Source organism: Curtobacterium sp. VKM Ac-1395 (genome assembly GCF_015350975.1).
GTDB lineage: Bacteria > Actinomycetota > Actinomycetes > Actinomycetales > Microbacteriaceae > Curtobacterium.
Window position 1 is genome coordinate 55364 of sequence record NZ_JADKRX010000002.1, and the last position, 12841, is coordinate 68204.

General features: G+C 71.2%; 12 protein-coding genes. 11 read left to right on the forward strand and 1 reads right to left on the reverse strand.

Features of this window, described 5'->3' with window-relative positions; translation table 11 throughout:
- Positions 1-60 precede the first annotated feature (60 nt).
- From coaD to ITJ68_RS04975, 6 genes are all read left to right on the forward strand, one after another.
- Positions 61-552: a pantetheine-phosphate adenylyltransferase gene (gene coaD / locus ITJ68_RS04950; protein ID WP_194660238.1), complete on the forward strand. Its 492-nt coding sequence runs from the start codon at positions 61-63 to the stop codon at positions 550-552.
- A 98-nt stretch (positions 553-650) separates the two neighbouring features.
- The gene (locus ITJ68_RS04955) at positions 651-1238 is read left to right on the forward strand and encodes a YceD family protein (protein ID WP_416354640.1); all 588 of its coding nucleotides are present in this window, start codon (positions 651-653) and stop codon (positions 1236-1238) included.
- A gap of 46 nt (positions 1239-1284) precedes the next feature.
- Entirely contained in the window at positions 1285-1488 is a 204-nt protein-coding gene (rpmF, locus tag ITJ68_RS04960) for a 50S ribosomal protein L32 (protein ID WP_071273047.1), read from the forward strand.
- A 14-nt stretch (positions 1489-1502) separates the two neighbouring features.
- The gene (gene rnc / locus ITJ68_RS04965; RefSeq protein ID WP_194660239.1) at positions 1503-2276 is read left to right on the forward strand and encodes a ribonuclease III; all 774 of its coding nucleotides are present in this window, start codon (positions 1503-1505) and stop codon (positions 2274-2276) included.
- Positions 2277-2280: 4 nt separating this feature from the next.
- The gene (mutM, locus tag ITJ68_RS04970) at positions 2281-3306 is read left to right on the forward strand and encodes a bifunctional DNA-formamidopyrimidine glycosylase/DNA-(apurinic or apyrimidinic site) lyase (protein ID WP_194660240.1); all 1026 of its coding nucleotides are present in this window, start codon (positions 2281-2283) and stop codon (positions 3304-3306) included.
- A 31-nt stretch (positions 3307-3337) separates the two neighbouring features.
- Positions 3338-7102, forward strand: coding sequence for a chromosome segregation SMC family protein (locus ITJ68_RS04975; protein ID WP_194660241.1), 3765 nt, complete (start codon positions 3338-3340; stop codon positions 7100-7102).
- Between the two features lie 208 nt (positions 7103-7310).
- On the opposite strand, the gene ITJ68_RS04980 is transcribed toward ITJ68_RS04975, so the two are convergent.
- Positions 7311-8339 carry a TerC family protein gene (locus tag ITJ68_RS04980; protein ID WP_194660242.1) on the reverse strand — a complete coding sequence of 343 codons (1029 nt, stop codon included), beginning with the start codon at positions 8337-8339 and terminating at the stop codon, positions 7311-7313.
- Between the two features lie 211 nt (positions 8340-8550).
- On the opposite strand from ITJ68_RS04980, the gene ftsY reads away from it, so the two are divergent.
- The 5 genes from ftsY to ffh all read left to right on the forward strand — a co-directional run bounded on the left by ftsY (position 8551) and on the right by ffh (position 12800).
- Positions 8551-9420: a signal recognition particle-docking protein FtsY gene (ftsY, locus tag ITJ68_RS04985; RefSeq protein ID WP_194660243.1), complete on the forward strand. Its 870-nt coding sequence runs from the start codon at positions 8551-8553 to the stop codon at positions 9418-9420.
- 59 nt (positions 9421-9479) lie between these two features.
- Positions 9480-9647 carry a hypothetical protein gene (locus ITJ68_RS04990; RefSeq protein WP_194660244.1) on the forward strand — a complete coding sequence of 56 codons (168 nt, stop codon included), beginning with the start codon at positions 9480-9482 and terminating at the stop codon, positions 9645-9647.
- Positions 9648-9793: 146 nt separating this feature from the next.
- The gene (locus ITJ68_RS04995) at positions 9794-10165 is read left to right on the forward strand and encodes a PadR family transcriptional regulator (RefSeq protein WP_194660245.1); all 372 of its coding nucleotides are present in this window, start codon (positions 9794-9796) and stop codon (positions 10163-10165) included.
- The gene (locus tag ITJ68_RS05000; protein WP_194660246.1) at positions 10162-11142 is read left to right on the forward strand and encodes a hypothetical protein; all 981 of its coding nucleotides are present in this window, start codon (positions 10162-10164) and stop codon (positions 11140-11142) included. Before ITJ68_RS04995 ends, ITJ68_RS05000 begins: the two co-directional genes overlap by 4 nt.
- A 107-nt stretch (positions 11143-11249) precedes the next feature.
- Entirely contained in the window at positions 11250-12800 is a 1551-nt protein-coding gene (gene ffh / locus ITJ68_RS05005) for a signal recognition particle protein (protein ID WP_194660247.1), read from the forward strand.
- Positions 12801-12841 lie beyond the last annotated feature (41 nt).

The window sequence follows — 12841 nt, forward strand, 5'->3', positions numbered from 1 at the left end:
AACGCGCCCCGAACGCGCCCGGAACGCGCCCCGACGGGCACCGCCGGTATCGTCGACGACATGACGCAGATCGCGGTGGTCCCCGGCTCCTTCGACCCCGTGACCCTCGGGCACCTCGACGTGATCGGGCGTGCGGCGGGGCTGTTCGAAGAGGTCCACGTCCTCGTGGTCCACAACTTGGCGAAGTCGACGGCGATGTTCGACGCCGTCGACCGGGTCCGGCTCATCGAGGAGTCCCTCGCCGAGGTCGGTGCGCCGAGCAACATCCGGGTCGGGGAGTGGACCGCCGGGCTGCTCGTCGACTACTGCCGCCAGGTCGGAGCGACGGTCCTGGTGAAGGGCGTGCGTTCCGGGGAGGACGTCGCCTACGAGACCCCGATGGCGATCATGAACCGGCACCTCGCGGACGTCGAGACGGTGTTCCTGCTGCCGGAGGCCTCGCGGGCACACGTCTCCAGCTCGCTCATCCGTCAGGTCGCCACGCTCGGCGGTGACGTGACGCCGTACGTGCCCACCGTGGTGGAGCGTGCGCTGCACGACCGCCTGCGCTGATCCCCGCGACGCCAGCAACACGCCACGCCCCGACACGGCACGCCGCTCCTCGACGTGGGAGCGGTCCCGCGCTAGGATGGTCGATCGTGTCTTCCCCCGTGAACAGCCCCTACGCCCTGCGCGTGCGTGACCTCGCGCACCGACCGGGCGAGATGCGCGAGCACACGCTCGACCTCGTCGTTCCGGAAGGCCTCGGAGCCGGCGTCGTCGCCGTCCGTCAGGGCGACGAGATGCACATCGAGCTCCGCCTCGAAGGCCTCCACGAGGGCGTGCTCGTATCCGGGCACGCGTCAGCCGAGGCCACCGGACAGTGCTCGCGCTGCCTCATCGACATCTCCGAACCCGTCGAGGTCGATTTCGCCGAGCTGTTCGCGTATGATCCCTCGGAGGATTTCGACTTCCATGTTCACGAAGACCACGTGGATTGTGAACCGGTCGTTCGAGACGCAGTGGTGCTGTCACTGCCGTTCCAGCCGGTCTGCCGACCGGACTGCCCAGGCCTCGACCCGGTGACGGGCGAACGTCTGGCAGACCTCGGTGACCGTCCCGCTTCCGGGCCCACGGATCCCCGTTGGGCCGCGCTGGACGGGCTCCGGTTCGACGACAGCAGCACGACGCACAGCACCACCACCGCCCCCGATGCCACCGATGGCGCGGCGCGGACCGAAGCCGACTCGGCTGAGTGACCGCACCCCCACCGACTGACCACCGACCAACCGAAAGAGAACCACCATGGCCGTTCCGAAGCGCAAGCAGTCACGTTCCAACACGCACGCCCGTCGTTCGCAGTGGAAGGCCGCACCGGTCCAGCTCGTGAAGACGATCGAGAACGGTCAGGTCACCTACAGCCTCCCGCACCGCGCGAAGGTCGTCGAGGACTCGGCCGGCACGCCCCTGTACATGGAGTACAAGGGCCGCAAGGTCGCCGACGTCTGATCCGGACTGAACGCATGACAGCGACGTCCGGCTCCGCGGGGTCCAACCCGGTGGGGTCGGACGTCGTTCGTCTGCGTGCACTCCTCGGGGTGGACGTCGACCTCGACCTGCTCGAGCTCGCCCTCACCCACCGCTCGTACGCGTACGAGCACGGCGGCATCCGACACAACGAGCGCCTCGAGTTCCTCGGCGACTCGATCCTCGGGCAGGCCGTCACCGTCAAGCTCTTCCGTGACTTCCCCGACCTCGACGAAGGCGACCTGGCCAAGCGCCGGGCCAGTCTGGTGTCGACGGTCGCCCTCGCGGAGATCGCCCGTCTGAACGGACTCGGCGCCTGGCTCCGGCTCGGCAAGGGTGAAGAGCAGACCGGCGGCCGCGACAAGTCCTCGATCCTCGCGGACACCGTCGAGGCCATCATCGGCGCGACGTACCTCTCGGCCGGACCGGACCCCGCGACCGCGCTGGTGCTGCGACTCGTCGACCCGCTGCTCATCGACCCGGACCGCTTCGGCGCCGCGATGGACCCGAAGACCAGCCTGCAGGAGCTCGCCGCGTCCCTGACGCTCGGCAACCCGGCGTACCGGGTCACCGAAGAGGGCCCCGACCACGACAAGACCTTCCACGCGACGGTCGTGCTGCAGGGCGAGGACGTCGCCACCGGTTCGGGCTCGAGCAAGAAGGCGGCCGAGATGTCCGCTGCCCTCGAAGCCTGGACGCGCCTGTCCGGCCGGGCCGACGAGACGGCCGACCCGACGTCGACGTCGACGACGAGCGCCCCCGGAGCCTGACCAGGTGCCGGAACTCCCCGAGGTCGAGGTCGTCCGCGCCGGCCTCGAACCCGCGGTCAGCGGTGCCCGGGTCCTCGCCGTCCACGTCCTCGACGAACGGGCACTCACCAGGCACGACGGCCCCGGCGAGGACTTCGCCCACCGGCTGACCGGACGGACCATCGCCGCAGCTGTCCGGCGTGGCAAGTTCCTCTGGATGCCGCTCGAACCAGCACCGAACCCCGAAGCCGCCAGCACCGAGCACACCGAGCACGCCGAGCACGCCGAGCACGCCGGGCACCCTGAGGCCCTCGTCGCCCACCTCGGCATGAGCGGCCAGATCCTCCTCGGCCGCGGTGACCGACCCGCGGCGAAGCACCGCCGCATCCTGCTCGAGGTCCAGCCCGCCGGCACCGACCGTGACGGCACGCAGGAACCCCCGGTCGAGCTCGAGTTTGTCGACCAGCGCACGTTCGGCTCGATGGCGATCGACACGATGGTCCCGACGATCGACGGCGCCGCGGCCGGGTTCGCCGGGCACGTCGACGACGAGCACCCGGACGCGTCCTGGCGCCGGAGCATCCCGAGCCAGGTGTCGCACATCGCCCGCGACCCGCTCGACCCCGCGTTCGACGACGACCGCTTCATCGCGATGGCCCGGAAGCGCGCCAGCGGCATCAAGCGCGTCCTGCTCGACCAGGGCGTCGTCAGCGGCATCGGGAACATCTACGCCGACGAGTCGCTGTGGGGCGCGAAGCTCCACTACGACCGCCCAGCGGAGCGCTTGACCCGGGCTGACCTGCGCCTGCTCCTCGCCGAGGTCCGCGCGGTCCTCGGCCGCGCGCTCGAGGACGGCGGCACGAGCTTCGACGCCCAGTACGTCAACATCAACGGGCAGTCCGGCTACTTCTCCCAGCGCCTCGCGGTCTACGGACAGCAGGGCAAGCCGTGCCCCCGCTGCGGCACCCCGATCGTGCGCGAGGCCTTCATGAACCGGTCCAGCCACCGTTGCCCCGTGTGCCAACCGCGTCCGCGGGCCACCAGGCGTTAGCCTTCCGGCAACGAGGGAGCCCGGAGACCGCATGTACTTGAAGAGCCTGACCATCAAGGGGTTCAAGTCCTTCGCGCAGCCGACGACGTTCGCGTTCGAGCCCGGCGTCACGTGCATCGTCGGGCCGAACGGCTCGGGCAAGTCCAACGTCGTCGACGCCCTCGCCTGGGTGATGGGGGAGCAGGGGGCGAAGACCCTCCGCGGCGGCACCATGGAGGACGTCATCTTCGCCGGCACCTCGAGCCGCGGACCGCTCGGCCGCGCGCAGGTGCTGCTCACCATCGACAACGCCGACGGTGTGCTGCCGATCGACTACACCGAGGTCACGATCGCCCGCACGCTGTTCCGCAACGGCGGCAGCGAGTACGCCATCAACGGCGAGAACTGCCGGCTCCTCGACGTCCAGGAGCTCCTCAGCGACACCGGCCTCGGCCGCGAGATGCACGTGATCGTCGGGCAGGGCCAGCTCGACAAGGTCCTGCGCGCCACCCCGGAGGACCGGCGCGGCTTCATCGAGGAGGCCGCCGGGATCCTCAAGCACCGTCGCCGCAAGGAGAAGACCCTCCGCAAGCTCGCCGCGATGCAGACGAACCTGACGCGCCTGTCCGACCTGGCGGGGGAGATCCGTCGCCAGCTGAAGCCCCTGGGCCGCCAGGCGGAGGTCGCCCGCAAGGCCCAGTCCGTCGCCGCCGTCGCCCGGGACGCCAAGGCCCGCATCCTCGCGGACGACGTCGTGCGGCTGCGCCGTGAGCTGCACGAGCACCAGGAGGTCGAGGCCGGCCGGAAGTCCGAGCGGATCGTCCTGTCCGAACGCCTCGACCAGACCCGCACGCGCCAGCAGCAGGTCGAGCAGAGCATGGTCGGCGACGACGTGGACCGCGCCCGCACGGTCGTGCACCGGCTGGAGAGCGTGCAGGAGCGACTCCGCGGCCTGTCGAGCCTGGCGAACCAGCGCCTGATGCTCCTCGCGCAGCAGGCGGACACGCCGCAGCAGGGCCCGACGATCACGCCGGAACAGGTCGACGGGGTCCGCGCCGAGGCCACCCGGCTCGACGCCCAGGCAGCGGAGATGGCCGGCGGGATGGTCGCGACCGCCGAGACCGTCCGTGCCGCCAGGTCCACCCTCGACGCCCTCGACGAGCGGATCGCCGCGCAGGCGGCCCTCGTCACCCAGCACGACCTCGCCGCGCAGCGCCTCACGAGCGCCGTCGACGTCGCGCGGTCGAAGCGCGGGTCCGTCGTCGCCGACCGCGAGCGCCGTGAGCGTGCCCTCGCCGAGGCCGCCGAGCGCGCCCGCACCGCCGAGGCCGCGTTGGCCGAGGTCGGCACGGACCCGTCGGCCGACGCCGACCCCGACGCCCTCCAGACCGCGCTCGAGACCGCCAGGGCCGGTCTCGAGCAGGCGCAGACCGAGCGCGATGTCCTCCGTGACCGCCTGCACGGCCTCGAACGTGAACGCGACGCGCTCGACGCACGCGTCGTCGCCCTCGCCATGTCGATCGACGTCCGCGACGGCTCGCAGGCCCTCATCGACGCCGGTCGCGCCGGCATCGTCGGCCGCCTGGCCGACCGCCTCCACGTCACACCCGGCCACGAGGGCGCGATCGCTGCCGCCCTCGACGGCCTCGCCGACGCGGTCCTCGCGGAGGACCGCTCCGCCGCGCTCGACGCCGTCACCCACGCCAGGTCCGAGGACATCGGCCGCATCGACGTCGTCGTCGCCGACGCAGCCGGCACACGCTCCGCCGGCCCGGTCCCCGACGGCGTCCGTCCGGCCCTCGACCTCGTCACCGGCCCGCCCGCCCTCGCCGCGATCCTGGCCGACACGTTGGTCGTGGTGTCCGACGACGTCGACCTGGAGGCCGTGCTCACCGCCGCCCCGCAGGCCACGGTCGTGACACGGTCGGGTGACCTGGTCCGCGCGGTCCGTGTCACGGGTGGCGGTGCCCGCACCACGTCCCGCATCGAGCTCGCGGCCGAACGCGACGACGCCGTGGTCCGACGTGACGCGGTCGCGACCGACGCCGAGGACGCGGCCACGAGCCTCCAGGCCGCGCGCAGCGCCGTCGACGACGCGCGCCGCCAGCTGGACGACGCGGACCGGGCGAGCCGTGCGCACGCCGCCGCGGTGGCCGAGTACGACCGCACCAGTGCGTCGGTCCGGGCACGCGCGGAGAACGCCGCTGCCGAGGTCGAGCGCCTCCGGGCGGCTCTGGGGGAGACGGACGGGGCGGTGGCGGCAGCGGAGCAGGCCCTCGCCTACGCCGACCGCGCGCAGCAGGAGCACGCTGCGCAGCCGCGACCGCGCGTCGACGCCTCGGGGCGGCAGGGGCTGCTCGACGCGCTCGAGGCCGCTCGTGCGGCGGAGATCGAACAGCGCATCCAGGTCGAGACCGTGCGCGAGCGCGCCCGTTCCGAGCGGACGCGCGCCGACCAGCTCGACCGGCAGCTCGCGTCCGAGCGGGCCGCCGCCGCCGAGGCCGCACGGCTCGCCGTGATCCGGCGCGGGCAGATGGCCACCGCCGAGCGCGTGCTCGCCGACCTGCCCGAGGTGCTCGGCGCCGTGGACCGCTCGCTCGCCGAGGCCCGGGTGCGCCTGGCGACCGAGGAGTCGGAGCGGGCGAAGCGGAACACCGAGCTGCAGACGATCCGCACCGAGGAACGCGAGCTCCGCGACCGGCTGCAGCGGATCACCGACGGGGTGCACTCGCTCGAGATGGAGATCTACGAGAAGAAGCTGCACGTCTCGGGCGTGGTGGACCGGGCGCTCAGCGAACTCGGTCTGGTGGAGTCCGTCCTCGTGGCTGAGTACGGGCCGCACGTGCCGGTGCCCGTCGACGTGCTCATCGACCCCCGGGTGCTCGCGCGACGGCACCGGGACGCCGAACGGGCGGCAGCGGCTGCGGCCGGCGACGGCGACGTGGCGGACAGCGACGACGCGGACAGCACCGACACGGCCGGTACCGACGCGGACAGCACCGACACGCAGACCGACGAAGACACCGACGGGCTCCTGTCCGCCGAGTCCACGCTCCCCGGTGGCCCGGCGCTGCCCGAGTTCGACGCCTCGGACGAGGTCGACCCCGCCGACGTCGAGACGGTGCCCTACGTCCGCGCGGAGCAGGAGCGTCGACTCGCGGCAGCCGAACGCGACCTCGGGCAGCTCGGCCGGGTGAACCCCCTGGCGCTCGAGGAGTTCCAGGCGCTCGAGCAGCGGCACGCGTTCCTGACCGACCAGCTCGAGGACCTGCAGAAGACCCGCACGGACCTGATGACGATCATCGAGGAGCTCGACGCGAAGATGCAGACGATCTTCGAGTCGGCGTTCAACGACACGAAGGACGCCTTCGACGTCGTGTTCCCGATCCTGTTCCCCGGCGGCTCGGGGTCGATCACGCTGACGGACCCCACGGACATGCTCGCGACGGGCATCGAGGTGCAGGTGAAGCCCGCCGGCAAGAAGATCGACCGGTTGACCCTGCTGTCCGGCGGTGAGCGGTCCCTGGCGGCGGTGGCGCTCCTCGTGGCGATCTTCACCGCCCGGCCGTCGCCGTTCTACATCATGGACGAGGTCGAGGCGGCGCTCGACGACGCGAACCTCGGCCGGCTGCTCACCGTGTTCGAGCGGCTCCGCGACACCTCGCAGCTCATCGTGATCACGCACCAGAAGCGCACGATGGAGATCGCCGACGCGCTGTACGGGGTGTCGATGCGGCAGGACGGCGTCTCCGCCGTGGTGGGGCAGCGCGTGCAGCGCCGCGAGGCCGAGCCGGCCGACGCGGTCGCGGTCGCGTAGCCGCGGCCGCCGGTCGGCCGCCCGGCGGCCGCGCCGAGACTCGCTCCCGCGGACAGGTCCGCGCCGGAACCGGCCGCAGGGTGTCCGCATGGCCGAGACTCGGCGCCTGGCCGCCTGGCCGCCAGGGCGGGCGGGCGGACTCGCCCGGCCACAGACGAGCGGGAGGCGCGGTGCCAGCTGGCACCGCGCCTCCCGTCAGCTGGTCGCGTTACTTCGCGTCGGTCGTCTCGACGGTGCGCTGCGAGCCGGTCGGGGTGAGCCCGCGCTCCTGGCGCTTCTTCGAGACCACCAGGGAGGCAGCGGTGGCGACCGCGATCGTCAGCATGATGAACCCGAGCGAGAACCAGATCGGGATCTCCGGCGCCCACTCGATGTGCTCGCCGCCGTTGATGAAGGGCAGCTCGTTGACGTGCATGGCGTGGAAGACGAGCTTCACGCCGATGAAGCCGAGGATGACCGCGAGGCCCTGGCCCAGGTAGATGAGGCGCTCGAGCAGCCCGGCGATGAGGAAGTACAGCTGGCGGAGCCCGAGGAGCGAGAACGCGTTCGCGGTGAACACGATGAAGGCGTCCTGCGTCAGCCCGAAGATCGCGGGGATGGAGTCGAGCGCGAACAGCACGTCGGTCAGGCCGATCGCGACCATGACGAGCAGCATCGGGGTGAAGAGGCGCTTGCCGTCGACGCGGGTGGTCAGGCGGTCGCCGTCGTAGTGGTCCGCGGTCGGGATGACGCGCTTGAGGATGCGGATCAGGCGGGAGTCACCCTCGTCGGCGCCGTGGTCGTTGCCGCTGCGGGCCTGCGACCAGGCGAGCCAGAACAGCAGCGCGCCGAAGAGGTAGAACACCCACGAGAAGTTGTCGATGATCGTGACGCCGAGGGCGATGAACACACCGCGGGCAGCGAGGGCGATGGCGACACCGACCAGCAGGACCTTCTGCTGGAACTCCTTCGGCACCGCGAAGGAGGACATGATGATGAGGAACACGAAGAGGTTGTCGACCGACAGGGCCTTCTCGGTGAGCCACCCGGCGAAGTACTCACCGCCGGCCTGCCCGCCGCCGAAGACCAGGATGCCGATGCCGAACACGATCGCCAGCGCGATGTAGACGGCCGACCAGATCGCGGACTCGCGGATGTGTGGCACGTGCGGCGTGCGCACGTGCGAGTAGAAGTCGAAGACCAGCAGCGCCAGGATGCCGGCGATGGTGATGAGCCAGACTGAGGTGGGGACGTCCACGGATGGATCCTTCAGGTGCGTGGGCGAGTGGGTACGCCGAGGCCTGAAGGTCTCTTCCGCCGATGTCGCCCGAGTGGGCGTCACGCGACCGGCGCCCCGGGACCGGATCGTTCCGGCCCGTACTGACGGGGACACCGAGAGGGAATACTCCCCTTCGTGATGCCCATGGTAGCGGGGCACGGCCACATCCGCGGCGCTCTAAGCTGGGAGCATGGCGAGTACTTGGTCACTGTCCTCCCGTCTCCGGGGCCTCTTCCAGCGGAAGACCATCGACGACACGACGTGGGACGACCTCGAGACCGCCCTCATCGGCGCCGACTTCGGTCCCGACATCTCCGAGGAGATCATCGAGGACCTCCGCGCACGCGTGGAGCGGTACGCCACGACGGACCCCGCCGACCTGAACCGCATGCTCCGCGAGGTCCTCGAGGAACGGCTGTCGAAGCTCGACACCACGCTGAAGCTCAGCGCCCGGCCGGCCGTCGTGCTCGTCGTCGGGGTGAACGGCGTCGGCAAGACCACCACCATCGGCAAGTTCGCCAAGTTCCTGAAGACGTACGACCGCACCGTGGTCGTCGGCGCGGCCGACACCTTCCGCGCCGCAGCGGTCGAGCAGGTCGCGACGTGGGCCGCACGCGCCGGGGTCGAGGTCGTCCGGCCGTCGCAGCCCGGGCAGGACCCGGCCTCGGTCGCGTACCAGACCGTCGAGAAGGCCATGCGCGACGGCACTGAGATCGTCGTCATCGACACCGCGGGCCGGCTGCACACCAAGGCCGGCCTGATGGACGAGCTCGGCAAGATCAAGCGCGTCATCGAGAAGCAGACCGAGATCTCCGAGGTGCTGCTCGTCCTCGATGCCACCACCGGGCAGAACGGGCTCGCACAGGCCCAGGCCTTCATCGAGGGCGCCGGGGTCACCGGGCTCGTCATCACGAAGCTCGACGGCTCGGCCAAGGCGGGCTTCGTGCTGAGCGTGCAGGAGAAGACCGGCATCCCGATCAAGCTCATCGGGCAGGGCGAGGGCATCAACGACCTCACGGGCTTCACCCCGCACGTGTTCGTGCAGAACCTCGTGGGCTGAGCGCGGGTACCGTCTCGGCAGTACACGGATCGTCCAGGTACGTCGGAAGGGGTCCCCACATGCCCGCACTGCTCATCATCGCCATCATCATCGGCATCGTCCTGCTCGTGACCGGGATCGTCAGCGCCGCGCTGAAGTTCCTGCTGTTCATCGGCCTCGTGCTCATCGTCCTGGCCGTCATCGGCTGGATCGTGCGCCGCGTCCGCGGCGGCGCCTCGCGCGTCTGACGACTCGGCACCACGACCAACCGGAGGCTCCCCACCAGCTGGTGGGGAGCCTCCCGTTCGTCTTGGGCCCGGCCGACGTGCGGCGACGCCGCGGCTCGGCGGCGGGCCGCTTGCGCATGCTCTGACGGTCAGAGTATCTTCGTCACATGAGCACCACGGAGATGCGGGAACCGACCCTGCTCGTGCTGACGTCACTCGCCGGAGGGCGGAAGCACGGCTACGGCCTGATCGGGGACGCCGCCGACCTGTCCGACGGACGTGTCCGACTCAAGGTGGGCACGCTCTACGCGGTGCTCGACCGGCTCCTGGACCAGGGGCTCGTCGCCCCGGCCGGCGAGGAGGTCGTCGACGGACGACTCCGGCGGTACTTCGAGCTGACGGACGCTGGTGCCGGCGCGCTCGACGCCGAGGTCCGCCGCATCGAGGCGAACGCTGCCGCGGCACGGACGCGGCTCGCCGCATGGCGACCGGGAACCGCCACACGCAGCATCCACATCCGACTGGGGGGAGTGTCGTGACGAACACGAGGCTGGGACAGGGCACGCGGCTGGAACGCGAGTACGGGCGAGCCCTCGGGTGGTACCCGGCTCGCTGGCGGCGGACGCACGGGCCCGCGATGCTGGGCACGCTGCTCGACGTGGCGGAGGGGGAAGGCCGGACCCGACCGGTCATCGGCGAGTTGGCCGACCTCCGGTGGCAGGGCATCCGAGAGCGGGTGAACTCCGTCGTGCCGACCGACGTCCGGGCGCTCGCCGCCTCGATCGGGACCGGTTCGGCAGCCGGCTTCGCGCTCGTCTACCTCGTGTGGGTGTCGTGGGCTCCGTGGGACCCCAGGCCGCTGTCGGTCCCGGACGGTGTGGACACCTTCGGGCCGTTCTGGAACGCCGGCATGCTGTTCTGCATCCCGCTCCTGCTCAGTGCCCTCGCGGCCCTGACCGGGGCGCGGTGGCTCGCGCACCTCTTCGTCGTGGTGGGGCTCGTCGCGCTGCCCGTCACCGCCGTGTTCGTCCGTGCGACGGAGGCGTGGAACGGGCCGCGTTCCACCACGCTGGGCCTCGCAGCGCTCCTCTGCCTGGTCACGCTCGTCGGCGATCCGCGGCGACGGCGGGCGCTCGGGTGGAGCGCCGGTGTCGTCGGGGGCGCGCTGTCCCTCTTCGCCGTGTTCCAGCCAGGTGCCGGGCACGGCTTCGTGGTCCGGACGGTCGACGACGGCGGGTTCTGGCAGTTCGTGGCCTCGGCGTGGATGCTCGCGGCCGCGGCGTTCCTGGTGGTCGTGGTCGTAGTGGTCCTCGTCTCGCGGGGCCACGCCGTCGTCGGCGCGGCGGTGGCGCTGGCCTGGTTGCCGTGGGGCGGCGCCGGTACGGTCGCGCTGTGGTGGTTCGCGGGTGAGGAGGCGGACGCCGTCGTGATGGCGGCGGGCACCGGGGCGCTCGTGGTGCTCGCACTCACCGCTACCCGCTGGCAGGCTCAGCGCTCCCGGCGCGAGCAGGCATGACCGGCACCGCTCCGAGGGAGCAGGAACCGTCGAGTGCCGTCCGCGGGCCCGACGATTCCTGCTCCCTCGACGACCGCGGCCGCGCGGCCCTGTAGAATTCTCGGACTATGGCGCAATTCGGATCGCTTTCTGATCGGCTCACCGAGACCTTCCGCAACCTGCGGACCAAGGGACGGCTCACCCCGTCGGACGTGGACGGCACGGTCCGCGAGATCCGCCGGGCCCTGCTCGACGCGGACGTCGCCCTCGAGGTCGTCAAGGCCTTCACGGCGGCGGTGCGCGAGCGTGCCCTCTCCGACGAGGTCAACCGGGCGCTGAACCCCGCGCAGCAGGTCGTCCAGATCGTCAACGAGGAGCTCGTCAGCATCCTCGGCGGACAGCAGCGCCGGCTCGAGTTCGCCAAGCGTCCGCCGACGGTCATCATGCTCGCGGGCCTGCAGGGTGCCGGCAAGACGACCCTCGCGGGCAAGCTCGGCAAGTGGCTCAAGAAGGACGGCCACACCCCGATGCTCGTCGCGGCGGACCTCCAGCGTCCGAACGCCGTGCAGCAGCTCCAGGTCGTCGGCGAGCAGGCCGGTGTGCACGTCTTCGCCCCCGAGCCCGGCAACGGCGTCGGCGACCCGGTCAAGGTCGCCAAGAACGCGATCAAGGCCGCGGTCGACCAGCAGTACGACACCGTCATCGTGGACACCGCCGGTCGTCTCGGTGTGGACGCCGAGCTGATGAAGCAGGCCGCCAACATCCGCAAGGCCGTCGACCCGGACGAGGTCCTCTTCGTCATCGACGCGATGATCGGTCAGGACGCCGTCACGACGGCCCGTGCCTTCCAGGAGGGCGTCGACTTCACCGGTGTCGTCCTGTCGAAGCTCGACGGCGACGCCCGCGGTGGTGCGGCTCTGTCGGTCGCCAGCGTGACCGGCCGTCCGATCATGTTCGCGTCCACGGGCGAGGGACTCGACGACTTCGAGCCGTTCCACCCGGACCGCATGGCGAGCCGCATCCTCGACCTCGGCGACATCCTCTCCCTCATCGAGCAGGCCCAGGGCGCCTTCGACGAGGAACAGGCGATGAAGGTCGCCGAGAAGATCGCGTCCGACACCTTCACCCTGAACGACTTCCTCGAGCAGATGCAGCAGCTCCGCAAGGCGGGGTCCATCAAGGGCATGCTCGGGATGCTCCCCGGTGCGAAGGGCATGCGTGAGGCCCTCGACAACTTCGACGAGCGCGAGATCATCCGCACCGAGGCCATCATCCAGTCGATGACGCCGCAGGAGCGCGAGCTGCCCAAGCTCCTCAACGGCTCCCGTCGTCTCCGCATCGCGCGGGGTGCCGGGTCCACCGTGACCGAGGTCAACCAGCTCGTGAACCGCTTCGAGCAGGCGGCGAAGATGATGAAGACCGTCGCCCGCGGCGGCGTGCCGCAGATGCCGGGCATGGGTCCGATCCCGGGCATGCACGGCGGCAAGAAGGCCCAGCAGCAGGGCAGCAAGAAGAAGAAGGTCGGCAACCCGGCCAAGCGTGCGGCCCTCGCCGCCGGCACCGCTGCGCCGCAGCCGCAGGCGCCGAAGGGCTCCGGCCTCGGGCTCGGCGGCGGCAAGAACGGCAAAGCACCGACCGAGGAAGAGCTCGCGAGCCTCCAGAAGTTCCTGGGTCGCTGACGCGACCACCTGCACAGACGGGAGGCCCGTGGCGGATCCGC

Coding starts and splice junctions, on each gene's coding strand:
- coaD (WP_194660238.1), top strand. CDS start 61: ATGACGCAGATCGCGGTGGTCCCCGGCTCCTTCGACCCCGTGACCCTC.
- ITJ68_RS04995 (WP_194660245.1), top strand. CDS start 9,794: ATGAGCACCACGGAGATGCGGGAACCGACCCTGCTCGTGCTGACGTCA.
- ffh (WP_194660247.1), top strand. CDS start 11,250: ATGGCGCAATTCGGATCGCTTTCTGATCGGCTCACCGAGACCTTCCGC.
- ITJ68_RS04990 (WP_194660244.1), top strand. CDS start 9,480: ATGCCCGCACTGCTCATCATCGCCATCATCATCGGCATCGTCCTGCTC.
- ITJ68_RS04975 (WP_194660241.1), top strand. CDS start 3,338: ATGTACTTGAAGAGCCTGACCATCAAGGGGTTCAAGTCCTTCGCGCAG.
- rnc (WP_194660239.1), top strand. CDS start 1,503: ATGACAGCGACGTCCGGCTCCGCGGGGTCCAACCCGGTGGGGTCGGAC.
- ftsY (WP_194660243.1), top strand. CDS start 8,551: ATGGCGAGTACTTGGTCACTGTCCTCCCGTCTCCGGGGCCTCTTCCAG.
- rpmF (WP_071273047.1), top strand. CDS start 1,285: ATGGCCGTTCCGAAGCGCAAGCAGTCACGTTCCAACACGCACGCCCGT.